Consider the following 20,788-nt stretch of genomic DNA (forward strand, 5'->3'; position numbering starts at 1 on the left):
GCCTTCCTTGCATCGCTATCCAACCGGGCGGCCGGGCGCCGCACCCCGCATCCGTCTGCTCGCCCCCGGCGACGCCACCCTGTACTTGACGCAGGTGGCCGAGGTGGGCGGGCAGGTGTTCACCCGTCCGCCGTGGTACGAGCCGCAGGCCATGTGTTGGGTGGTTGTGGGAGATCGAGTTCCGGCAGGCGCATCCTGGGGTATGCGCCCGCCGGATCTCGCGAACCCAGCCGGTGGCCGTCGGAGAGAACGGCCGGGGCCGGGTAGCGGCGCGTGGGGACCCGGTGGTCCCGTCAGCGAGACCCCGGGCCTCTGGGTCAGGGCGTGGTGCTGCCCGACGTGACCGGGGTGGCGTCCTTCGCGGGAGCCATCGCCGTCTGGTCGAGGGTCCCGGGCAGGGCCGACGGCGGCCGGGTCGTCCTGCGGCGTTCGAGCAGCACGTCGGCCGCGAAAAAGACGGCGAGGCTGACGGCGAACAGCGGGACGAAGTAGGCGATGACCAGGGTGACCGCGGTGACCAGGACCAGCACGCCCGGGGAGAGCGCCTGCAGGCTGCCGCGCGGCGCCGGACGGCCGAAACGGGCACCTGCGCCGTTCTTCCTGGTCGGCCTGCGCTGCCACCACATCCGGTAACCACGCAGGATGACGAGGATGAGGCCGACCGCCAGGGCGATGAGGACGAGCTGGTTGGCGAGGCCGAAGAGGATCCCCATGTGGGCGTCGATCGTCCAGTCGGTCATCTTGGCCATGAAGGGCCAGTCGGCGTGGTCGAGGCGGTCGACGACGCCGCCCGTGTTGCCGTTGACGGTGATGGCGTCGAAACGAGTGGGCCAGTCACGCTTGCGTTCGGCCACGCTCCAGGCCGACCCGGCGTCCTCCGGCGGCGTGATGAAGAGGGGGACCTGGAGACCTTGGGCCGTGGCGGTGGCCATGACCCCGTCGATCCCCGCTCCCGAGGTGAACACGGCGTCGCCACCGGTGGCCACGGGGGCGACGTGCTGGTGTTCGGCGCCGCCGCCGGTTGCGGCGGCGAGGCTCGTCTCCAGCGGCCGGCTGTGCCAGTCGAGCAGCGCCCGGACATCGGCGATCTTCGCCCCGGCGTGGTTGGACCAGGTCAGTCCGGTGGCCGACAGCAGGAGCAGCCCGATGGCGATCCAGACACCGGTCACCGCGTGCCAGGACAGGTTGCGGGACCGCCCACGGCCGGAGGTGTCCGGCAGGACGATGCGCAGCAGCCGCCGCTCGGTGCGGCGCCGCCCGATCCACAGGGCGAGCCCGCCGAGGACGACGATCCACATCCAGCTCGCCGCAAGTTCACTGTAGTTGCGTCCGAACGCCCCCAGGTGCAGGGTGCGGTGGAGTTCGTCGATCCAGGCGCGTACCCCGAGCCACTGTCCGAAAGTCTGCACCTGGCCGCGTACCTCTGCGGTGTAGGGGTTGACGAAGACCGCCATCGCGTAGTCGGCGGGCACGGTCTCGTCGCTGAAGATCACACGTGTCGTGTTGGTCTCGTCGATGGCGGGCATCACCTGGGTGATGTCGCCGCCGGGATGGGCCACTCTGGCCGCGGCGACCTGCTGACTGAGCGGAAGTACCGTCTCTCCCGCCGGGACGTGCAGCTCGTGGTCGTACACGATCTGCTCGATCTGCGGCGCGACCGTGTACAGCAGGCCGGTGGAGGCCGCGATCAGGATGAACGGCGCGATGAACACGCCCGCGTAAAAGTGCATGCGCAGCAACAGGGGCCGCAGTTGTGTCCATACGCCGCGGCGGTGGGACGTCTGCTGGGTCTGCGCGGTGTCCGATTGAGGAAGGGGATCGGTGGTCAAGGGAATCCTCTCAAGGTCGGCTTCCGCCGTCCAAGACGTGCAGCTGATGTCGGCCGGCCATGCTCACGCCACACCGGTTCGTCACGTAGTCGTGGCCGATCTTCGTCTGGTTCCCTGCTGGTCTCAGGTGTTCATACCGTTATGAGAGCTATGTCGGCCTTGGTGCGCATGTCATCTGAGAGGCGGAACTAACCCCTGGCCCAGGCACCGCGATCCGCAGCAGTAGGCTCCCCGCCAATCGCGGCGTGTGCCGCCGACTCCGGAGGTGACGTGATCGAGACGTTGCGCCCCGGGCGGGCGGCCGTCGCGGGCGCCCGCCATGCTGACACAGACTCGGGGCCGCTGCGCCGATCCGGTAGCGCACCAACCTGGGAGGGTCAGAGCGCGACGGTCTGCCGTCCGGGATGCGGCCTAGTGTCCTGAGTCGGAAATTCATCTAGATGCTCGGGCCGCTCATCTTTCCCGAGCATGCCACCTGGTCGAACGGCATCGCGCTTCCGTCGCGCCATGCCCATTGGGGTGCAGCGCGGCGGCATGCGATGATTTACGGTGCCATGTCAGCCATGATCCCTCTTCGTGCCCTCAGGGCGGCCGTCTTCGCGATGGTCTCGGTCATGCTCGGCATAGGCGCGCACAGGTGCGCGGGGGGCTCGGTCTCCGGGCTCGCGACGCTCGCGGCCTGGGGGACGTCGTTCTTCCCCGCGTATTTCCTCGCCGGGCGTGAGCGGTCTGCGACCGTGATCATATCGGCGCTGGCCGCGACGCAGGCGGTGCTGCACGTTCTGTTCTCGCTCGCGCACACCATCGAGCCCGTCGTGGCGCACGATCACGGGCATGTCCACTCCGGAATGATGCCCGGCCTGGGCATGCTCCTCATGCACGGATGGGCCGTCGCGCTGACGGCCCTATGGCTGTCGCGTGGCGAGGCGGCTCTTTGGGCGCTGTTGCGGCGGCTCGCCGTACGACTGATCGTCACGTTCGCGGCTCCGCTCGATCCCGTCCACGAGTCGACCGTCGTCTCTCCGGTCGAGCGGCACATCGTCCTGCGCTCGGCTCTGCTCGGCCATGAGATGGGCCGTCGCGGCCCCCCTGGTGCTGCCCGCACCGCTTCCGCCTGATTCAGCGCGGCGGCGCGTGCTCACGATTCCCTTTCACCCTGTGGACCCGCGGGGTGCCGTCGGCGTACGCGCCGGCTCGAATTCGTGTCACAGCACCAGAAGGGCTTTTCATGTTCTCCCGTGTCATCGTCGTCCTCGCCGGCCTCGCCGTTCTCACGGCCTGTGGAGGCGAGCAAAGCGTCTCGCCCCCAGCGGCGGCGCCCACCGTGGCCACGTCGCCCTCGGCCACCGCGGCGGCGCTCAGCATCACCGATCCCTGGGTGAAGACCGCCAAGAAAGGCATGAGCGCCGCCTTCGGCACCATCGTCAACAACACCGGCGCCGCCATCACCGTCGTATCCGGAGCCACGCCGCTCTCGCCCAAGGTCGAACTGCACGAGGTCGTCCAGGCCGACGGGAAGACGGTCATGCAGCCCAAGAAGGGCGGCTTCGTCATCCCCGCTCATGGTTCGCACGTGCTTGAGCCTGGTGGCGACCACATCATGCTCATGGACGTGGCGGAAGCGGTGAAGCCGGGCGCCGAGATCCCGTTCACCTTGACGCTCAACGACGGCGGCACCTTCGAGTTCACCGCCCTGGGCAAGGACTTCGCCGGAGGCAACGAGGACTACCAGTCCGGCATGGACATGGGCGGCGGCAATGGCTGACCGGCCGACCACGGCTTCGCGGCCGGATCCCGCTCCCGGGCTCCGGCTGTCCCGCAGAGGACTGTTCACCGGAGGCGCCGCGGTCGCGGTGGGCGTGGTCACGAGCGGCGTCGCGGCCGCGGCCTCCGCGACGGATGGCACACCGCAGGCAGCCGGTGACCCGCCGATCAAGGACGGTACCGCCGTCGAGCCGTTCCACGGCTCCCGGCAGGCCGGGATCGCCACTCTTCCGCAGGCGCATGCCGTCTTCGCCGGGTTCGACCTGCGCGACGGCGTCGACCGTGACGGGGTTTCGCGGCTGATGCGGGTGCTCACCGATGACGCCCGGCGGCTCACCCAGGGCCGGCCCGCGCTCGCCGACACCGAGCCCCAGCTGGCGGCCCTGCCGGCGAGGCTCACCGTCACGTTCGGATTCGGCCCCGGCCTGTACGCCGCGGCCGGAGCGAACGGACGGCCCGCCACGCTGCCGGCGTTCACGATCGACAAGCTGGAACCCCGGTGGACCGGCGGGGATCTGCTGGTCCAGATCTGCGCGGACGATCCCCTGACCGTCGCCCACACGCTTCGGATGATCGTCAAGGACACCCGGTCGTTCGCGACCGTCCGGTGGGTCCAGCGGGGCTTCCGCCAGGCGGCGCACTCCCAGCAGCCGGGCCTGACCCAGCGCAACGTGATGGGCCAGCTCGACGGGACCGGCAACGCCGTAGCGGGAACCCCCGAGTTCGAGCGGATCGTGTGGGCGCCCGATGGGGGCACCACATTGGTGTTACGAAGGATTCGCACGAACCTGGAGAAGTGGGACGCCGCCGACGCCGTGGCCAAGGAATTCACCATCGGCCGGCGGCTCAGTGACGGCGCCCCGCTGACCGGGAACAAGGAACACGACGAACCGGACTTCGGACGGCTCAGCGCCGCTGGTTTTCCCGTCATCTCCGAGTACGCCCACATCCGCCGCGCCCGGGTCGAGGACCCGGGCGTGCGCATCCTGCGGCGCGTCTACAACTACGACGAGGGCGTGACCCGGGACGGCGCGACGGACTCCGGGTTGCTGTTCGCCTCCTACCAGGCCGACATCACCCGCCAGTTCGTCCCCATCCAGAGGCGCTTGGCCGAAGCGGACCTGCTGAACGAGTGGACGACTCCGATCGGCTCGGCGGTCTTCGCCATCCCCCCGGGATGCGGACCGGACGGCTGGATCGGGGAGACCGTCCTGACGTGATCCACCGAGGGGCATGTAGGTCGGGCTGCCGGGCCCTACGCCGTCTGCCCCGACCCCGCGCCCGGCCTGCCCGCCATCGAGCTGCCCGATGCGCGTCTGGTCACCGGTTCAGCGGTAGACGACGCCAGGCAAAGGGTCACACGGACGGCTCGGCCGCGTCCAGGTGGTGGATCACACCCTCGGCTCCCGCCCACCGGGCCAGGAGTTCGTCGTCGTGGGTGATGGCCAGGATCGCGGCGCCGCTGTCCGCCCGATACGCCTCCAGGCAGGCGACCAGGTGCGCCTGCGTGGACGCGTCGAGCATCGTGGTCATCTCATCGCAGATCACGTAGCGGGGGCGTAGTGCGAGGGTGCGGGCAACGCAGGCGCGCTGGAGCTGTCCGTCGGACACCTCGTGCGGCCTGCGGGTGAGCAGGTCGGGGGTCAGGCCCATCTCCTCGGCCAATTCGTCGGCCCTGACGGGGCGGCGGCCGGTCGCGCGCAGGGGCTCGGCGATGATCTCGCGCAGGGTGAAGCGGGGGTCGACGGCGAGCCGGGGCTGCTGGAAGATCAGCCCGACGCGGACGCGCAGGTCCCGGCCCGCCCGGTTGCGCCAGCGACGTACCTCGGTGCCGTCGATGGTCACCCGGCCGGTGACGGGCTTCTGGAGAAGGCCGAGCACGCGGGCGAAGGTGGACTTGCCGCATCCACTAGGCCCGGCGAGTCCGGTGAGGGTCCCGGGCCGTAACGTGATCGCGGCGTCATGGAGCACACGACGGCGGCCGTAGGTGACGGTGACGTCTTCAGCGTGAAGCATGGCTCTCCAGAGGGTGGTGACAGGCGACCCCTGCGGCTACGCCCGACAAACGGGGCACGCTTTCGCAGGCGGCGCCGGCGCGGGCGCAGCGAGGACGAAAGGCGCACCCGGCGGGCAGGTCGGTGAGCTCCGGAGGCCGACCGGGAATCGCCGTGAAACTCCGGGACGGCAAGGCGTCCAGCAGGCCCGCGGCGTACGGGTGGCGAGGACCGGCGAAGAACTCCCCCGCCGGGGCTAGCGACACGATCCGCCCGGCGTACATGACGGCGACGTGGTCGGCCACCTGCTCGGCGGCCCGTAGGTCGTGGGTGATGAGCAGGACGGCGCGGCCGTCGTCGGCCAGCCGCCGCAGCTCGGCCATGGTCGCGTCGACCAGAGGACGGTCCAGCCCGCTGGTCGGCTCGTCGGCGATGACGAGCCAAGGATCTCCGGCCAGGGCGATCGCGTTGACCACGCGCTGCGCCATGCCGCCGGAGAGCTGGTGCGGGTACAGGTCCAGGTCCTGGGGACGAAGGCCCGCCCGCGCGGCCAGGTCGTCCGCCGTGGCGGGGTTGCCCAGCTCGCGCATCGCCTCGGTGAGCTGGGCGCGCGCGGTGCGTACGGGGGTGAGGTGCGTGGCGGGGCTCTGCGGGACGAGCCCGATGCGGCGTCCGCGTACCGTACGGGCCAGCAGCCGCTCCGGCGCGCCGATCAGCTCCACGGGCGGGGCGTCGCCGGTCTCCAGCCGTGCGGATCCGGCGACGGTGGCGTTGGCGGGGAGCAACCCGAGCAGCGCGTGGGCCATGACCGACTTGCCGCAGCCGGACTCCCCGACCAGAGCCAGGCATTCCCCCTGTTCCACCATGAAGTGCGCGTCGGTGACGGCGTGCACCGCGGCGCCGGGGAGGTGAAAGCGGACCGTCAGCCCTGCGACGCGCAGGCGGGATCCGGCGAGGCTGGTCATAGCTGGAGCTCCGATCGCCGGCGAGGGTTGACGCGATCCCGCCAGTACTGGGCCAGGGAGGAGATCGCCAGCGTGGGCAGGAGGATGAACAGGCCAGGGAACAGCGAGGCCCACCAGTTGCCGGCGAGCAGCGACCGCGCCCCGTCGTTGATCATGTTGCCGAGTGAGGCGAGGTGGGGCGGCAGGCCGAGGCCGAGGAAGCTGAGCGCCGTCTCGTGCCAGATCGCGTGCGGGACCATCAGCACCGCCGCCAGCGCGACGTGCGGCGTCAGGTGCGGCAGCAGATGCCTGCGTACGATCCGCAGCCTGCCCGACCCCCCGGAGATGGCCGCGTCCACGAACGGGCGGGCGCGCAGGGTCAGGACCTCGGAGCGGACGATCCGGGCCGCGGTCATCCAGTGGGTGAGCGCGACCGAGACCACGACGGCAGTGGCGCTCGGCGAGAACAGCGCCACGATGAAGATGCCGAACAGCAGGTGCGGCACGGAGTTGAACCCGTCGACGACCCGCATGAGGATCCGGTCGGTGACGCCGCCGGCCGCGCCCGCCACCAGGCCGGCCAAAGTGCCGATCGTGACCGACACCAGCGCCGCCGCCAGACCGACCAGCAGCGAGACGCGCAGGCCGTAGATCGCGCGCAACAGCACGTCGCGTCCCACCTCGTCGGTGCCGAACGGGTGCGCGAGACTCGGCGGAAGTGAGGCGAGACGCAGGTCTACCAGTTGCTGGTCGAGCCGGGCGACGATCGGCACGATGAGCACGGCCAGGCCGAGCGTCACGAGCGCGCCGACCGCGAGCAGATGGGAGCGGCCTCGGCGAGGTCCGGCCCGCCCGATGTTCGTCTGGGCCGTCATCAGCTCACCCCCACGACCCGTACCCGCGGGTCGGCGACGACGTAGGCGGTGTCGGCGAGCAGGTTGCCCGCGACCACTGCGAGCGTGGCCAGCAACGTGAGCGCGGCGAGCAAGGGGAAGTCGGCCGCGAGCGCCGCCTGGACGGACGCGGAGGCGACACCGGGCCAGGAGAAGACCGTCTCGACCAGGATCGCGCCGGTGACGAGCTCGGGGATGCGGGCGCCCAGCAGCGTGATGAACGGCAGCAGCGCCGAGCGCAGGGCGTGCCGGATGAGCACGGTCCGTTCCCGCAGGCCGCGGGCGCGGGCGCCGATGACGTAGTCCTCCCGCAGGGTCGTGATCAGCGATTCCCGGACGAACAGCAGCAGCCAGGAGGACTGTGAGAACGCCAGGACGGCCACCGGCAGCACCATGTGCCGCAGCACGTCCCCCGGCTCCACCGCCCCGGACGCAGCGTCGGTCAGCCCACCCGCGGGCAGCCAGCGCAACTTCACCGCGAACACCCAGATCACGATGAGCGCGGTCCAGAAGACCGGCGCGGCCTCGTTGGCATAGGCGGTGCCGGTGATCAGCCGGTCGGTCCACGAGCCCTGGTGCCAGGCGGCCACGGCGCCCACGACCAGGCTCGCGGCGAGCATGAGCAGCACGGCGCAGCCGGCCGCGAGCAGGGTCCAGCCGAGCCGCTCGCCGATCACTTCGGCGACCGGGCGGTGCATGCTGCGCGATTCACCGAAGTCGCCGCGCAGCAGGTTGCCGAGCCAGGTCAGGTACTGCTCGGCCACCGGCCGATCCAGGCCCCAGGACTCCCTGATCTGCCTGGCGATCTCCGGGCTCGTCGTCAGCGCGCGGTCCCCGAGGTATTGCCGTACCGGGTCGAAGGGCGACGCCTTGGCCAGCGCGAACATGCCCACGGTGACCATCAGGAGCAACGGGACGGTGAACGCCAGCCGCCAGGCCACCATCCGGATCAGCGCACGCGTCATGCGCCCGGCTTCCATTCGGCGAGGTTGCGGAAGAGCCCGGCGGTGGCGTGCTCGTGCGCCTCGACACCGGGCGTGATGCCCGTCCACGCCCCTCGGACGACGTACACGTGCTTGAGGTAGACGAGGTACACCCACACCGCGTCGTCGTGGATCCGCTGTTGGAAGGCGTCGTACGCGTGCTTGCGCGCCGCCGGGTCAGACTGCTCCCGTCCCTTCTCCAGCAGCGCGTCCACCTCCGGCACTTTGTAGTGGCCGGGGTTGAAGAAGCCCTGGCCCGAGAAGGCGGAGTGGAACAGCTCGAAGTTGGTGTAGTCCGGGTCGAACGGGCTTCCGTATCCCATGACCAGGGCGTCCTTGGCCATCCGGGTCTCGATGGCGTCCCAGTCCAGCCCGGCCAGCCGTACGTCGACGCCCAGCTTCTTGGCGTCCGAGGTGAACGCGAGCGCGAGCTCCTTGCGCAGCGAGTCCCCCGCCGGATACATCAGCGTGAAGCTCGCCGGCACGCCATCCTTACGGCGGATCCCGTCGGGGCCGGGCTTCCAGCCGGCCTCCTCCAGCACCCGCACCGCGCCCGCCCGGTCGGGCGTGGGCGAGCCGTCGACGGCCGGGTTGTGCCAGGTGGTGTCCGGCGCGATCGGCCCGAACGCCGGGCGTCCCGCCCCGGCCAGGATGGTGTTCACCATCGCCTCACGGTCCAGCCCGAGGCTCAGGGCCTGGCGGATCGCCCTGTCCCCGGTCACGGGCGCGTCCAGCGGAAACATCGCACCGCGGTAGTCGGCGCTCGGCGCCTGGTACACGGTCACGCCCGCCTGACCGTTGAAACGGGCGGCGGCCTTGGGCGGCAGCTCGGTGGCGTCGAACTCGCCCGCCGCCATGCGGGTAGCGCGCACGTTGTCGTCGGTGGCGTACGCCATGACCAGCCGCTTGATCTCCGGGGCGCCGCCCCAGTACCCCGGGTTCGCCTCCAGCACCACCTTGTCGCCGGGCGTCCAGGAGACGAGGCGGTACGGTCCCGTGCCGACGGGCTTGGTGTTGAACCCGGCCTTGTCCAGGCTCTGCCCGTCGAGCAGATGCCGTGGGACGATGCCCAGTGTGGCGCGCTGGAGGATCGGCGCGTACGGGTACCTGAGGTGGAACACCACCGTGGCGGGGTCCTTGGCCTCGACGGACTCGATGGCGGCATAGTCACCGCGGATCGTCGAGTTGTTCTTCGCGTCCAGCACGGCCTGATAGGTGTACGCGACGTCCGCGCTGGTCAACGGCGTCCCATCGTGGAACTTCACCCCTTGGCGCAGGGTGAAGACGATGGTCGTGCCGGTGGCCTCGGGCAGCCGCTCGGCCAGCGCCGGCTTCAACGTCAGGTCGGCGTTCCGGGTGACCAGCCCGTCGAACAGCAATGACCCTCCGTCGGGCGAATAGCCGAGCACGGGGTTGAGCGTGTCCGGTTCCGAGCCGAGCCCGAGAACGAACGTGTCAGGCGGCATCTCCTCCGTTCCTGGGGCTGACGGCCTTCCGCAAGCGGAAAGGACGAGAACCCCCAGGAGTGCGGCTATCTGGACGAAACCGGCGCGGGTGAGCTTCATGGGGCGAAGGTAGAACGAGATCGATCCCTATTGCAAGGTACTTGCAGTTGCCAAATGATGGCTAGAGCATGACCGATAGAACGCGGGTCAGCGGTCACGGCTCGGCCCGGCGAGCAGGTCACGGTAGGTGGCGGAGCGAGTCAGGAGGTCGACGTGCGAGCCGATGTCGACGACCCGGCCTTCGCTGAGCAGGACGACCGTGTCGGCCGTGCGCAGGGTGGAGGGACGGTGGGCGACGATGAGCGTGGTGTGCTCGCCCGGGCCGCGCGCAGGGCCTCGTCGATAGCGGCCTCGCTCTCGTCGAAGTTGGACACGGCCTCGTCCAGTGAGCTGCCTCGATCGGTGGACGACTTCACCGGTCGTGCCGCCGAGCTGGCCTGGGCGGACGACTTCGTGCACGCCGGCGATATGCCGGGGGCCGCCGGGGTCGCGCTCGTCACCGGCGCGGCCGGTCTGGGCAAGACCACCTTCGCCGTTCGCGCCGCCCATATGCTGCGGCCGAGTTTTCCGGATGGGATGTTCTTCGTCGACCTGTTCGGCATGTCCGCCCAGCCGCTCACGGTCGATGACGCCCTGATGCAACTGCTGCGTGCGCTCGGCACCGCCGATCGGCCGATGCCCCCCGACCCGCTGGAGCGCGCCTCGTTATACCGGTCGCTGTTACGGGAGCGGCGTGTTCTGGTTGTGCTGGACAACGCCGGGTCGGAGGAGCAGGTACGCCCGCTCCTGCCCGGTGGCGGCCCGAGCAGAGCGCTCGTGACGAGCCGGCGGCTGCTGGCCGGTTTGGAGGGGGTGCACCGGCTGAGTCTCGGCCCGTTGCCGCCGGTGGAAGCCGCTGAGTTGCTGACCGGGATTAGCGCCCTCGGCACCTGCCTTCGCGACGCCGGGCACTACGCCGAGGCACTGGAGCAGTACCTCGACTTGTGGGGCCTGCTGAACGACGACCAGTTGGGGATTACGCCGAGCATCGCGGCGTTCACCCGCCCAATCGCGCTTGCCCGCGTCGGTGAATGTCTGGGATTACTCGGCCACCGGACCGAAGCGATCATCAAGCTTACCGAGGCGATCAGCCTCATGGAGCAGGCTCAGTTGCCCGTCCCGCAGGCCCGCTCCCTGGAGACCCTGGCGGCCTTGCTGGCCGACGAGGGCCGAACCGGCGAGAGCCGCCGAGCGTACGCGCGGGCGGCCGAGGTGTACGAGGCCATCGGCGACGCCGACGCGAGCAGCCGCTGCCACGACCTGGCGAACGCCGCACCCTGACAGTTCCGCGCTACTTCTGCGTCCTGTTCTGCGTTGCCGGGCCGCGCGCGGGCTACTTGGATGGAGTGCGCAGGGACAGGCGTTGGGGCCTGTCCACCCAGGTCAGGAGCGACCATGACAACCATCAAGAACATCGTGCTCGTACACGGTGGCTTCGTGGACGGATCCGGCTGGCAGGGCGTCTACGACGAGCTGACCAGGGACGACTTCCGCGTCCACATCGTGCAGAACCCGACGCTGTCGCTGGAGGACGACGCCGCGGTGACCCGCCGGGTCCTCGACGGCCTCGACGGCCCGGCCGTCCTGGTCGGCCACTCCTACGGCGGGGTCGTCATCAGCGAGGCAGGCACCCACCCCAACGTCGCCTCACTGGCGTACATCGCGGCCTTCGCCCCCGACAAGGGCGAATCGGTCAACACCCTCATCGCCGACCCGCCGCCCGGCGCGCCGGTGCCGCCCATCCTCCCGCCCGTGGAGGGCTTCCTCTTCCTTGACCGCGACAAGTTCGCCGCCTCGTTCGCCGCCGACCTGCCCGACCAGGTGGCCGCGTTCATGGCCGACGCGCAGGTCCCCTGGGGCGTGGACGCGCTCGGCGGTACGGTCACCGAGCCGGCCTGGCGGCACAAGCCCAGCTGGTACCTGGTGGCCACCGAGGACCGCATGATCCCGCCGCCCGCCCAGCGCAGCATGGCCGAGCGCGCCGGCGCGTTCGTCGTCGAAGCCATCGGCAGCCACGCGGTCTACGTCTCCCAGCCCGCCGCGGTCGCCGATCTCATCCGCCAGGCCGCGGCCTGATGGAATTCGCCACGAGCGAAGTGCTCGCGCTGGTCGCGGAGGGGCTGTCCCACCGCGACCGGCGCGGCTCGGCCGAAGACCACCGTCCGGACGTTGCCGGGGGTACGGTGTGAGCATCATTCTCGTAGCTATGCCCGCCCTCGTGGGACGAGACGCCGAACTGCGCGACCTGCTGGCGCTGCTGGACGGCGCGAAGGACGGCGGCGGCGCGCTCGTGTTGAGCGGCGCGGCGGGCGTCGGCAAGTCGGCGTTGCTCGAGGCCGCCATGGCCGAGGCCACCGCCAGGGGCGCGCGCGTGCTGACCGTGACCGGCGTGCCCGCGCAAGGCCAGGTCCCGTACGAGGGTCTGCGCAGGCTGCTCGCGGGGACCGGGCTCGTGCCCGGCGACCTCGCGGGCGGGCCGCTGCGCGCCGCGATGTCCGTGCTGCACCGGCTGTCCGCGCTGGCGGGCGATTCGCCTGTGGTGCTCGCCGTCGAGGACGCGCACTGGCTGGACGAGCCGAGCTGGGAGGCGCTCGCGTTCGTCGGCCGCCGGTTGCGCTCGGACGCCGTCGTGCTGCTGGCGACCCTGCGCGACGACGCCGACGCGCAGGCCAGGCTCGCCGCGTCGGGACTGCCCGCGTTGACGGTGCCGCCGCTGAGCGATCAGGCGGCGGCGGAGCTGGTGGCGCGGGTGGCGCCCGAGCTGGGCATCGCACTCCGTGCCCGCGTACTGGCTGAGGCGGCGGGCAACCCGCTCGCGCTGATGGAGTTCGCCGCGCTGGCGTCCAGGCAGGACCAGGAGATGCTCGCGTCGAGCAGGCTGCCCCTGACGGAGCGGCTGGAGCGCGCGTTCGCCCAGGCGCTGGCCGCGCTGCCCACCGACACCAGGACCCTGGCGCTCGTCGCCGCCGTCAACGAGGACGACGCGATCGAGGAGAACACGAGGGCCGCGTCCCTGCTGGCGGGCGCGCCGATCGGGGCGACCGCGCTGGTCCCCGCGACCCGGGCGGGGCTGGTCATGGCCGACGCCGTACGCGTCAGGTTCCGGCACCCGCTGATCAGGTCAGCGATCGTCCAGGCGGCCGGGGCCGACCTGCTACGCGACGCGCACGCCGCCCTCAGCGCCATCCTGCCCGATGACGACGACCGCAGGATCTGGCACCGGGCTGCCGCCGCGGCCTCCCACGACGACGACATCGCAGACGGGCTCGCCGCCGCCGCGCTGCGCGCCGAAGGCAGAGGCGCGTCGGGGCGTGCGCTGGAGGCGCTGGAGCGCGCCGCCTACCTCACCGCCGACCCGGCCCGCCGGGGCACGCGGCTGGTCGACGCGGCCCTGATGGCCTTCGACCTAGGCGACCGCGCCGCCCTCGAACGCCTCGTCGGCCGCGCGGAGGACGCCGACCTCGCGCCGATCGATCGGTCCAGGCTCACCTACTTCCGCGACGTCGCCCTGCATTTCGTGTGGACCGGCGTGGACCGGCTGTCCGACCTCGGCGAGTTCCTCGACGAGATGCGCGCACGTGACGGCTCGGAGTTCGCGCTGCGCTGGCTGGCCGGGGTCAGTATGCGCTGGTTCTTCGCCAACCCCACGTGGGAGAGCCGCGCGCCCGTGCTCGATGCGATCGAACGGCTGGCCGTACCCAACGACGACCCGCAGATCGTCGCGTCGCTCGCGGTGATCGCCCCGGTGGAGCGCGGCCGGCGGGTGCTGGCCAGGCTCCACGCGCTGAGCACGGCGAGCTGGGTCAGCCCGCGTAACCTGCAACTGCTGGGCATGGCGGCGAACGCGATCGGCGCCTTCCCCTTGGGCGCGCGGCTGTACGCGGAGGCGGTCGCGGGGTTGCGGGCGCGGGGGCCGTTCGGATCGCTCGCGCAGTCGCTCGTCGGGCAGGCGACGTCGGCCGCCCGGCTCGGCGACACCCGGTTTGGGATCATCGCCGCAGCCGAGGCCAGAGAGCTGGCCATGGAGACCAGGCAGCCACAGTGGGTGCTCACCGTGGACGCCGCATCCGCCGAGATCCACGCGCTGCGCGGCGCGACGGACGAGGCGCGTGGCCTCGCCGCGCACGCCGAACGGGCGTTCATGTCGGCGGGCGCGTACCCGATGCTGGCCCTGGTGCAGCTCGCGAGGGGGGCCGCCGAGCTGGCCGACGGGACCTTCGACGCGGCCTGGGACGCGCTGCGCCCGATCTTCAACCCGAGCGAGGTCAGCTACAACCAGAACATGCGGCTGTGGGCACTGCCGCACCTGGCGGAGGCTGCCCTGCTCAGCGGACGGCAAGCGGAGCTGCGCGTGGTCGCCGACGGACTGACCCCCATGATCGAGGAGAGCGGGTCGCCGGTCGGGCAGGTCGCGCTCGCCTACGTCAGGGCCGTCACCGCGCCAGACGAGACCGCCGAGGAACTGTTCGCGCAGGCGCTCCGCGACGACCTGGTCGGCTGGCCGTTCGAACGGGCGCGACTGCGGCACGCGTGGGGCGCGTGGCTGCGCCGCCAGCGCCGCGCCGCCGAGGCCAGGGCGCCGCTGCGCGCGGCGGCCGAGGTCTTCGACGCCCTCGGTGCGGTGCCCTGGTCGGAGCGCGCGCTGCGCGAGCTGAGGGCGAGCGGCGAGCGAATCCGCCGCAAGCACGACACCCGCGACCGGCTCACCGCCCAGGAGCTCCAGATCGCGCAGCTCGTCGCGGATGGCCTGACCAACCGGGACATCGGTCAGCGGCTGTTCGTCTCGCCCCGCACGGTCAGCACGCACCTGTCGCGCATCTTCCCCAAGCTCGGCATCACCACGCGCGGCGAGCTGAGCCGTCTCATGACCGCGCGCGACGGCGATTACATCATTTGACGTACGCGAAGCCAGCCGCCCGGTTTCTACCGTAAGAAGCGTTCCACCACCCTTCTCCCTCGAAGAGGAGCGACATGATCCGCAACATCGTGCTCGTACACGGCGGCTTCGTTGACGGCTCCGGCTGGCAGGCCGTCTACGACCTGCTCGTCGCCGACGGCTTCCGCGTGTCGGTCGTGCAGAACCCGACGCTGTCGCTCGACGGTGACGTCGCCGCGACCCGTCAGATCCTCGACGCGCTCGACGGCCCCGCCGTACTCGTCGGTCACTCCTACGGCGGCGTCGTGATCAGCGAGGCCGGCACCCATCCCAACGTCGCGGCGCTCGCCTACATCGCGGCCTTCGCCCCCGACAAGGGCGAGTCGGTCAACACGCTCATCGCCGACCCGCCGCCCGGCGCGCCCGTCCCGCCGATCCTGCCCCCGGTGAACGGATTCCTCTTCCTCGACCGGGACAAGTTCGCCGCGTCGTTCGCGGGGGATCTGCCGGCCGACCAGGCGGCGTTCATGGCCGACTCGCAGGTCCCGTGGGGCGTGGACGCGCTCGGCGGCGCGGTCACCGAACCCGCGTGGCGCGGCAAGCCGTCCTGGTACCTGGTGGCGACCGACGACCGGATGATCCCGCCACCCGCCCAGCAGGCCATGGCACAGCGCGCCGGGGCGACCGTGGCGCAGACGCCGGGCAGCCACTCGGTCTACCTGTCGCAGCCCACCGCGGTCGCCGACCTCATCCGCCAGGCCGCCGCCTGACCAGGAGTCCAGCCATGGCGGCGCTCGGCCTGAGAGGCCGTGCCGTACAGGCCGGGCGCCGCTCCCTGATCAGCCCCCACCAGTTCATCGGAGACAGACATGCATGCTCGTTCCGCCTTGCCGCGACGTACGGTGCTCGCCGTCGCTGCCGGTGGCTTGGCAGCCGCGCTTCTCGCCGTGCCGTCCGCGTCCGCGGCCGCCGCGCGCCATGACACCTCTTCTACGGCCAAGCCCACAATCGTGCTGGTGCATGGTGGCTTCGCCGACGCCTCCGGCTGGAACGGCGTGATCCCCAAGCTTCAGGAGAAGGGCTATCCGGTCTTGGCGCCGGCCAACCCGCTGCGCGGCCTGCCCACTGACGCGCCGTACATCGCCAGTGTCCTGAAGTCGATCGAGGGGCCGATCGTGCTGGTCGCCCACTCCTACGGCGGAGCCGTGATCACCAACGCCGCCGTCGGCATTCCCAACGTCAAGGCGCTGGTCTACATCGCCGCGATGGCACCCGACGAGGGCGAGACCCTCGCCGAGCTGTTCGCGAAGTATCCCGGCAGCCAGATCCCCGACGCCGTCCGGGAGGTGCCCTTCGCCAACGCGGACGGCAGCACCGGCGTCGACCTGTACCTCAAGCCGGACAAGTTCCGCAGCGCGTTCGCCGCCGATCTGCCCGTCTCCACCACTCGCCTCATGCAGGCCGGCCAGCGTCCGTTCGCCGCCTCTTCCTACACCGACAAGACCACCGGAGCCGCCTGGCGCACCATCCCCTCCTGGGCGCTGGTGGCCACCAAGGACAAGGCCATCCCGCCTGCCCTGGAGCGCTTCTTCTACAAGCGCGCCAAGTCCCATGTCTACGAGACGGCCGCCTCGCACGTGCCGATGATCAGCCAGCCGGGCCTGGTGACCCGCATCATCCAGGACGCCGCTCGTGCCGTCAGCTGAACTGGAGACCGTCCGCGGGCGGGTGCGGGTAGATGAGCTGAAGACGGTCCTGATGCACGAGCACGTGTTCGTGACGACGCCGGAGATCCAGCTCAACTACCCGCACCTGTGGCAGGAGGACGAGCAGATCGCCGGCGCGGTGAGCAGGCTCACCGCGTTGAAACAGGCCGGGGTGGACACGATCGCCGACCCGACCGTGATCGGGCTGGGCCGCGACGTCGCCCGCATCGCCAAGGTCAACGCCCTGGTCGACATCAACATCATCGTGGCGACCGGGATCTACACCTACACCGACGTCCCGCACTTCTTCCGGTACCACGGCCCGGGAACACTGCTCGGCGGTGACGAGCAGATGGTGTCGATGTTCGTCCAGGACCTGACCGAAGGCATCGCCGGAACCCAGATCAAGGCCGCCTTCCTCAAATGCGCACTGGAAGGAGACCTGACTCCCGGCGTCGAACGGGTGCTGCGGGCCGTGGCCGAAACGCACAAGCGCACCGGAGCACCGATCACCGTGCACACCAATCCGATTAGGCGCACCGGGCTGCTGGCGCAGCGGATCCTTCAAGAGGAAGACGTCGACCTCGGCGCGGTGGTGATCGGGCACAGCGGTGACACCACCGACCTGGACTACCTGCACAAGCTGATCGACAACGGCTCGTATGTGGGGATGGACCGGTTCGGCCTGGACATCCTGCTGCCCGACGACCAGCGCGTGGCCACCGTCGCCACCCTCGCCGAGCGGGGCCTGGCCGAGCGGATGATGCTCTCGCACGACGCCTCCTGCCATATCGACTGGTTCCCACCCGGCGTCCGTGAACAGATCGCACCGAACTGGCACTTCACCCACATCCACCACACGGTCCTTCCGGCACTACGCCACGCCGGGGTGACCGACCACCAGATCGACGTGATGCTCATCGACAACCCGCGCCGCTACTTCAGCCCACGCTCCACCGCCTGAGCGCTGCCCCGGGACAACCCCGGGGGCAGCACCGTCGAGCGCGCGTGGGTCGATCCCATGCGCGCGGCCGAACGGCCCTTCGACGTCCTCGACATGCTAGGCGGCATCACCACGCCGACCCTGATCATCAGCGGCGCTCACGACTTCATCTGCGGACCCGGATGGGGGTGGCTCCTGCACGAGAGCATCGCCGACTCCCGGTTCGTCCTCCTCGAAGGCAGCGGCCACCTGGGGCACATCGAACAGCCCGACACGTTCGCCTCCGCCATCACCCGATTCACGCGCGAAGCCACCCAGACAGCCACGAGCTGTACGTGACGCAGGGGCTGCACCACGCTCATGTATGTGGAGGGCGAGCGCGCCGGCGACCTGGAACCGCGACCGCGCCGCGACATCCCCCCTGCGCGAGATCCTCTATGGCAGATGCGTCGCGGTGGATAGCCCGTAGTTGACGCCGGTGAGGTGTTCGGACAGCCGCCACAGCCGATTGGCGGTTACGGTGTCACGGATAGCGCGCTCACGGGTACGGCGTATCGGCTCGCCACGCAGCTGCAAGGGGCCGTCGGGCACGACGTAGCTGCCTCCCGGCAGATGTGGGACGGTGGCCGCGTACAGGGAAGTCTTCGCCCCTTCCGAGGTTGGGCGGAATGTCGCACGCACGAGCAGGCGGACGCTGGTCGCGTACAGGCGCCCTCTGCTGCTGTTGGCACCGCCGGTGAGGACGTTGGTACGGGTGAGCCCCGGGGCGACGGCCATGCTGCGCAGTCTCAGCCCTGCGGCGTCGGCCCGGCGTTGCAGTTCCATGGCGAAGTAGAGGTTGGCCCGCTTGGACTGCACGTAGGCGAACGCTGTGCGGTAGGCGCGTTCGGCGTTGAGGTTGTCCAGGTCGAAGCGGGCAAAGCGCTGCCCCTCGCTGCTGACGGTGACCACGCGTGGATCGGATGCGGCCAGTAGATGAGGTAGGAGAAGGCCGGTCAAGGCGAAGGTACCCAGGTGGTTGATGCCGAACTGGGACTCGAATCCGTCCGTGGTCACAGCGTACGGCACCATCGCGAAGCCAGCGTTGTTGATCAGCAGATCCAGCCGGTCGTACTCCCACTCTGCGGCGAACTGGCGGATGGAGGCCAGGCTGGCCAGGTCCACACAGCGCAGTTCCAGACGCGCGCGGGGAACCTCGTCCTGCATGCGGGTGAGAGCGGCTTGGCCGCGTTCGGGATCGCGGCAGGCCAACACGACGTGGGCGCCGCGGCGGGCCAGTTCGCGGGCCGTGACGAAGCCGATGCCGCTGTTGGCTCCGGTCACCACCGCCATCCGTCCGGACTGGTCGGGTATGGCGCGCAGGGTCCAAGGGGGAAGCTTCCGCATGATTGCCACCTCAAGAGGACACGAACAAGACGTATCGCAACTCGGAGTTGCGATAAATTGATCCTGTCATCCGTCCTCCGAATATCGCAACTTGGAGTTGCATTGGAGTTTGATCAGCCCGCAGCCCGGCCAATAGGTCGTGGCACCAAGGTCCGCGCTGCGGTCCACGCTGCCACGCTCGCCGAGCTCGTCGACAAGGGCTACGCCGCGCTGACCATCGAGAGCGTCGCCCAGCGCGCCGGAGTCCACAAGACGACGGTGTACCGGCGCTGGAAGGATCGCGAGAGCCTGCTCGCTGACGCTCTGGCCGAGCACATGGCGAAGGACATCCCCATCCCCGACACCGGCGCGATCGACACCGATCTTCGAGCACTGGCCTACTCGCTGGTCCAGTCGTTCACCGGCCTGACCGGGCAGGCGATCCTTGCCGCTATGTTCACCGGCGCAGCCCACGTACCGGAGATCGCCGCAGCCCGAAGCCGTGTCTTCGGCGATCGGCTCGCCAGAGCCGAGCCCATGGTGACGCGTGCCATCGAGCGGGGCGAGCTGTCCGCCGATACCGATCCCGCCGAACTCCTCAAGGCCCTTGCCGCGCCGATCTACCTGCGCCTGCTCATCACCGCCGACCCGGTCGACGACGCGGCCGCCGAACAGGCAGTGAGAATCACGCTCGCCGCCGCCCATGCCGGCGCCCTCCGGCCAGCAGGTCACGGCAATCCAGCGGGATGAGCATGCCGATGCCTGCTCTGGCAATGGGTCCGAAGGATGGCGGTAGTCGGCCATCAGGTCGGTGGCACGCCGACGCCTCCGCCTGAAGCGGTGCTGACATCCCGGTCGTCTGCCGGTAGGCGGCCGGTCCCGTCGGGACCCCCTGCGGCGCGGACGGCGCGGGCGCCCGCCGCACGCAGGTACGCCAGCAGCTCCGGCGGCTCGTGCACCTGGAACTCGCAGCCGAGCATGAGCAGCCGCGAGGCCAGCCACTCCAGGGTGTCGGCGCGCCCGTGCAGGCGGCAGCTGTGCTCGTCGATCGGCTGGACGTCGCCCGGGGCGGTGCCGAGTCGCTGCGCCACCTGGCCGGCCGGAAGACGCAGGGTCGCCAGCACCTCGTAGGTGGGTGCCGGCGAGTACAGCCTGTCGGTGATGAAGGCGGCCGCGTCCTGATCGGGCGGCTCACGGGGCGGGACCCGCACGCCGGTCGGCCGCGGATCACTGATTCGGTCGACGCGGAAGGTCCGCCAATCGTCGCGATCGTTGTCGTAGGCCAGGAGGTACCAGCGGCGTGCGGCCGCCACCAGACGGTACGGCTCGACCAGGCGTCTGGTCTCGCTCCCGTCACCCGTCTGATAGGCGAACCGCAGGCGTTCGCGGTTGGCGGCGGCGCCGGCGAGCACGGTCAGGTTCTGCGGATCAACGCTCGGCCCGTTCCCGGTCAGTATCGGGACCAGGGCTGCGGCCAGCGCGACGACCCGGTGCCGCAGCCGGGACGGCAGCACCTGCTCCAGCTTGGCCAGGGCCCGCACAGACGCCTCCTCCATGCCGTCCACCGGAGTCCCGGCCGCCATGCGCAGGCCGACCGCGATGGCCACCGCCTCCTCATCGTCCAGCAGCAACGGTGGCATGGCCTTACCCGCGGCGAGCCGGTAGCCGCCCACCGCCCCCATCGTCGCCCGCACCGGATAACCCAGCTCACGCAGGCGATCGACATCCCGGCGGATCGTACGGGGGCTGACCCCCAGGCGCCCGGCCAGCTCGCTGCCGGGCCATTCGCGCGGGGTCTGCAACAGGGATAGCAGTTTGAGCAGTCGTGCGGGGGTGTCGCTCATGGGGTCCATCATGCCCGGCCATATGGGACAGGAACTGACCTACACGCTTCCTACTCTCGCTCATGTCACCGCGACGCACCACCCGGGCCTGCCGGGAACGACG

General features: G+C 70.6%; 19 protein-coding genes. 11 read left to right on the plus strand and 8 right to left on the minus strand.

The genetic code is table 11. The annotated features are described in order from the left end of the window. Window positions 1-317 precede the first annotated feature (317 nt). Window positions 318-1,829 (minus strand): PepSY-associated TM helix domain-containing protein, encoded by a 1,512-nt coding sequence (locus tag ACOZ38_RS27600; RefSeq protein WP_424534070.1) that lies wholly within the window; start codon window positions 1,827-1,829, stop codon window positions 318-320. A gap of 563 nt (window positions 1,830-2,392) precedes the next feature. On the opposite strand from ACOZ38_RS27600, the gene ACOZ38_RS27605 reads away from it, so the two are divergent. The 3 genes from ACOZ38_RS27605 (at window position 2,393) to ACOZ38_RS27615 (ending at window position 4,813) form a co-directional block, all read left to right on the plus strand. Beyond that, on the plus strand, window positions 2,393-2,947 hold the full coding sequence (locus ACOZ38_RS27605; RefSeq protein ID WP_424534071.1) for an MFS transporter: 555 nt from the start codon (window positions 2,393-2,395) through the stop codon (window positions 2,945-2,947). Window positions 2,948-3,057: 110 nt separating this feature from the next. Continuing rightward, window positions 3,058-3,594 (plus strand): copper chaperone PCu(A)C, encoded by a 537-nt coding sequence (locus ACOZ38_RS27610; RefSeq protein WP_424534072.1) that lies wholly within the window; start codon window positions 3,058-3,060, stop codon window positions 3,592-3,594. Beyond that, window positions 3,587-4,813, plus strand: coding sequence for a Dyp-type peroxidase (locus ACOZ38_RS27615; protein ID WP_424534073.1), 1,227 nt, complete (start codon window positions 3,587-3,589; stop codon window positions 4,811-4,813). The genes ACOZ38_RS27610 and ACOZ38_RS27615 overlap by 8 nt, the downstream gene beginning before the upstream one ends. Window positions 4,814-4,949: 136 nt before the next feature. On the opposite strand, the gene ACOZ38_RS27620 is transcribed toward ACOZ38_RS27615, so the two are convergent. From ACOZ38_RS27620 to ACOZ38_RS27640, 5 genes are read right to left on the minus strand one after another with little or no spacing between them, the layout of a single operon-like run. After that, complete coding sequence (locus tag ACOZ38_RS27620) at window positions 4,950-5,609, minus strand: ABC transporter ATP-binding protein (RefSeq protein WP_424534074.1); 660 nt, start codon at window positions 5,607-5,609, stop codon at window positions 4,950-4,952. Next, the gene (locus ACOZ38_RS27625; protein WP_424534075.1) at window positions 5,596-6,552 is read right to left on the minus strand and encodes an ABC transporter ATP-binding protein; all 957 of its coding nucleotides are present in this window, start codon (window positions 6,550-6,552) and stop codon (window positions 5,596-5,598) included. The genes ACOZ38_RS27620 and ACOZ38_RS27625 overlap by 14 nt, the downstream gene beginning before the upstream one ends. Then, window positions 6,549-7,406, minus strand: a complete 858-nt coding sequence (locus tag ACOZ38_RS27630; RefSeq protein WP_424534076.1) for an ABC transporter permease — start codon at window positions 7,404-7,406, stop codon at window positions 6,549-6,551. The genes ACOZ38_RS27625 and ACOZ38_RS27630 overlap by 4 nt, the downstream gene beginning before the upstream one ends. Beyond that, window positions 7,406-8,389 carry an ABC transporter permease gene (locus tag ACOZ38_RS27635; protein WP_424534077.1) on the minus strand — a complete coding sequence of 328 codons (984 nt, stop codon included), beginning with the start codon at window positions 8,387-8,389 and terminating at the stop codon, window positions 7,406-7,408. The genes ACOZ38_RS27630 and ACOZ38_RS27635 overlap by 1 nt, the downstream gene beginning before the upstream one ends. Next, on the minus strand, window positions 8,386-9,873 hold the full coding sequence (locus tag ACOZ38_RS27640) for an ABC transporter substrate-binding protein (protein ID WP_424534078.1): 1,488 nt from the start codon (window positions 9,871-9,873) through the stop codon (window positions 8,386-8,388). Before ACOZ38_RS27640 ends, ACOZ38_RS27635 begins: the two co-directional genes overlap by 4 nt. Window positions 9,874-10,125: 252 nt before the next feature. Here ACOZ38_RS27640 and ACOZ38_RS27645 point away from each other — a divergent pair, with 252 nt between their 5' ends. The 7 genes from ACOZ38_RS27645 to ACOZ38_RS27675 all read left to right on the plus strand — a co-directional run bounded on the left by ACOZ38_RS27645 (window position 10,126) and on the right by ACOZ38_RS27675 (window position 17,815). Beyond that, on the plus strand, window positions 10,126-11,232 hold the full coding sequence (locus tag ACOZ38_RS27645) for an AAA family ATPase (protein WP_424534079.1): 1,107 nt from the start codon (window positions 10,126-10,128) through the stop codon (window positions 11,230-11,232). Window positions 11,233-11,346: 114 nt separating this feature from the next. Next, window positions 11,347-12,027, plus strand: coding sequence for an alpha/beta fold hydrolase (locus tag ACOZ38_RS27650; RefSeq protein ID WP_424534080.1), 681 nt, complete (start codon window positions 11,347-11,349; stop codon window positions 12,025-12,027). A gap of 130 nt (window positions 12,028-12,157) precedes the next feature. Next, on the plus strand, window positions 12,158-14,848 hold the full coding sequence (locus ACOZ38_RS27655) for a helix-turn-helix transcriptional regulator (RefSeq protein ID WP_424534081.1): 2,691 nt from the start codon (window positions 12,158-12,160) through the stop codon (window positions 14,846-14,848). Window positions 14,849-14,922: 74 nt separating this feature from the next. Further along, a complete protein-coding gene (locus ACOZ38_RS27660; RefSeq protein ID WP_424534082.1) occupies window positions 14,923-15,597 on the plus strand; it encodes an alpha/beta fold hydrolase in 675 nt (224 codons plus the stop codon). A 99-nt stretch (window positions 15,598-15,696) separates the two neighbouring features. Then, window positions 15,697-16,533, plus strand: coding sequence for an alpha/beta fold hydrolase (locus ACOZ38_RS27665; protein ID WP_424534083.1), 837 nt, complete (start codon window positions 15,697-15,699; stop codon window positions 16,531-16,533). Beyond that, the gene (locus tag ACOZ38_RS27670; RefSeq protein ID WP_424534084.1) at window positions 16,520-17,497 is read left to right on the plus strand and encodes a phosphotriesterase family protein; all 978 of its coding nucleotides are present in this window, start codon (window positions 16,520-16,522) and stop codon (window positions 17,495-17,497) included. Before ACOZ38_RS27665 ends, ACOZ38_RS27670 begins: the two co-directional genes overlap by 14 nt. A 57-nt stretch (window positions 17,498-17,554) precedes the next feature. Beyond that, a complete protein-coding gene (locus ACOZ38_RS27675) occupies window positions 17,555-17,815 on the plus strand; it encodes an alpha/beta fold hydrolase (protein WP_424534085.1) in 261 nt (86 codons plus the stop codon). Window positions 17,816-17,911: 96 nt separating this feature from the next. Here the strand turns inward: ACOZ38_RS27675 and ACOZ38_RS27680 are convergent, their stop codons facing one another. Then, window positions 17,912-18,862 carry an oxidoreductase gene (locus tag ACOZ38_RS27680; RefSeq protein ID WP_424534086.1) on the minus strand — a complete coding sequence of 317 codons (951 nt, stop codon included), beginning with the start codon at window positions 18,860-18,862 and terminating at the stop codon, window positions 17,912-17,914. Window positions 18,863-18,919: 57 nt separating this feature from the next. On the opposite strand from ACOZ38_RS27680, the gene ACOZ38_RS27685 reads away from it, so the two are divergent. After that, window positions 18,920-19,591, plus strand: a complete 672-nt coding sequence (locus tag ACOZ38_RS27685) for a TetR/AcrR family transcriptional regulator (RefSeq protein WP_424534087.1) — start codon at window positions 18,920-18,922, stop codon at window positions 19,589-19,591. A 53-nt stretch (window positions 19,592-19,644) separates the two neighbouring features. On the opposite strand, the gene ACOZ38_RS27690 is transcribed toward ACOZ38_RS27685, so the two are convergent. Then, the gene (locus ACOZ38_RS27690) at window positions 19,645-20,685 is read right to left on the minus strand and encodes a helix-turn-helix transcriptional regulator (RefSeq protein WP_424534088.1); all 1,041 of its coding nucleotides are present in this window, start codon (window positions 20,683-20,685) and stop codon (window positions 19,645-19,647) included. Between the last annotated feature and the right edge of the window lie 103 nt (window positions 20,686-20,788).

This window comes from Sphaerisporangium viridialbum, assembly GCF_049674955.1.
GTDB classification, from domain to species: domain Bacteria; phylum Actinomycetota; class Actinomycetes; order Streptosporangiales; family Streptosporangiaceae; genus Sphaerisporangium; species Sphaerisporangium viridialbum.

What these genes read in the sequence shown, in the direction of transcription:
- ACOZ38_RS27630 (WP_424534076.1), bottom strand. Translation starts at nt 7,406, where the DNA reads ATGACGGCCCAGACGAACATCGGGCGGGCCGGACCTCGCCGAGGCCGC.
- ACOZ38_RS27640 (WP_424534078.1), bottom strand. Translation starts at nt 9,873, where the DNA reads ATGCCGCCTGACACGTTCGTTCTCGGGCTCGGCTCGGAACCGGACACG.
- ACOZ38_RS27635 (WP_424534077.1), bottom strand. Translation starts at nt 8,389, where the DNA reads ATGACGCGTGCGCTGATCCGGATGGTGGCCTGGCGGCTGGCGTTCACC.
- ACOZ38_RS27625 (WP_424534075.1), bottom strand. Translation starts at nt 6,552, where the DNA reads ATGACCAGCCTCGCCGGATCCCGCCTGCGCGTCGCAGGGCTGACGGTC.
- ACOZ38_RS27610 (WP_424534072.1), top strand. Translation starts at nt 3,058, where the DNA reads ATGTTCTCCCGTGTCATCGTCGTCCTCGCCGGCCTCGCCGTTCTCACG.
- ACOZ38_RS27660 (WP_424534082.1), top strand. Translation starts at nt 14,923, where the DNA reads ATGATCCGCAACATCGTGCTCGTACACGGCGGCTTCGTTGACGGCTCC.
- ACOZ38_RS27650 (WP_424534080.1), top strand. Translation starts at nt 11,347, where the DNA reads ATGACAACCATCAAGAACATCGTGCTCGTACACGGTGGCTTCGTGGAC.
- ACOZ38_RS27680 (WP_424534086.1), bottom strand. Translation starts at nt 18,862, where the DNA reads ATGCGGAAGCTTCCCCCTTGGACCCTGCGCGCCATACCCGACCAGTCC.
- ACOZ38_RS27690 (WP_424534088.1), bottom strand. Translation starts at nt 20,685, where the DNA reads ATGAGCGACACCCCCGCACGACTGCTCAAACTGCTATCCCTGTTGCAG.
- ACOZ38_RS27665 (WP_424534083.1), top strand. Translation starts at nt 15,697, where the DNA reads ATGCATGCTCGTTCCGCCTTGCCGCGACGTACGGTGCTCGCCGTCGCT.
- ACOZ38_RS27615 (WP_424534073.1), top strand. Translation starts at nt 3,587, where the DNA reads ATGGCTGACCGGCCGACCACGGCTTCGCGGCCGGATCCCGCTCCCGGG.
- ACOZ38_RS27675 (WP_424534085.1), top strand. Translation starts at nt 17,555, where the DNA reads ATGCGCGCGGCCGAACGGCCCTTCGACGTCCTCGACATGCTAGGCGGC.
- ACOZ38_RS27655 (WP_424534081.1), top strand. Translation starts at nt 12,158, where the DNA reads ATGCCCGCCCTCGTGGGACGAGACGCCGAACTGCGCGACCTGCTGGCG.
- ACOZ38_RS27605 (WP_424534071.1), top strand. Translation starts at nt 2,393, where the DNA reads ATGATCCCTCTTCGTGCCCTCAGGGCGGCCGTCTTCGCGATGGTCTCG.
- ACOZ38_RS27620 (WP_424534074.1), bottom strand. Translation starts at nt 5,609, where the DNA reads ATGCTTCACGCTGAAGACGTCACCGTCACCTACGGCCGCCGTCGTGTG.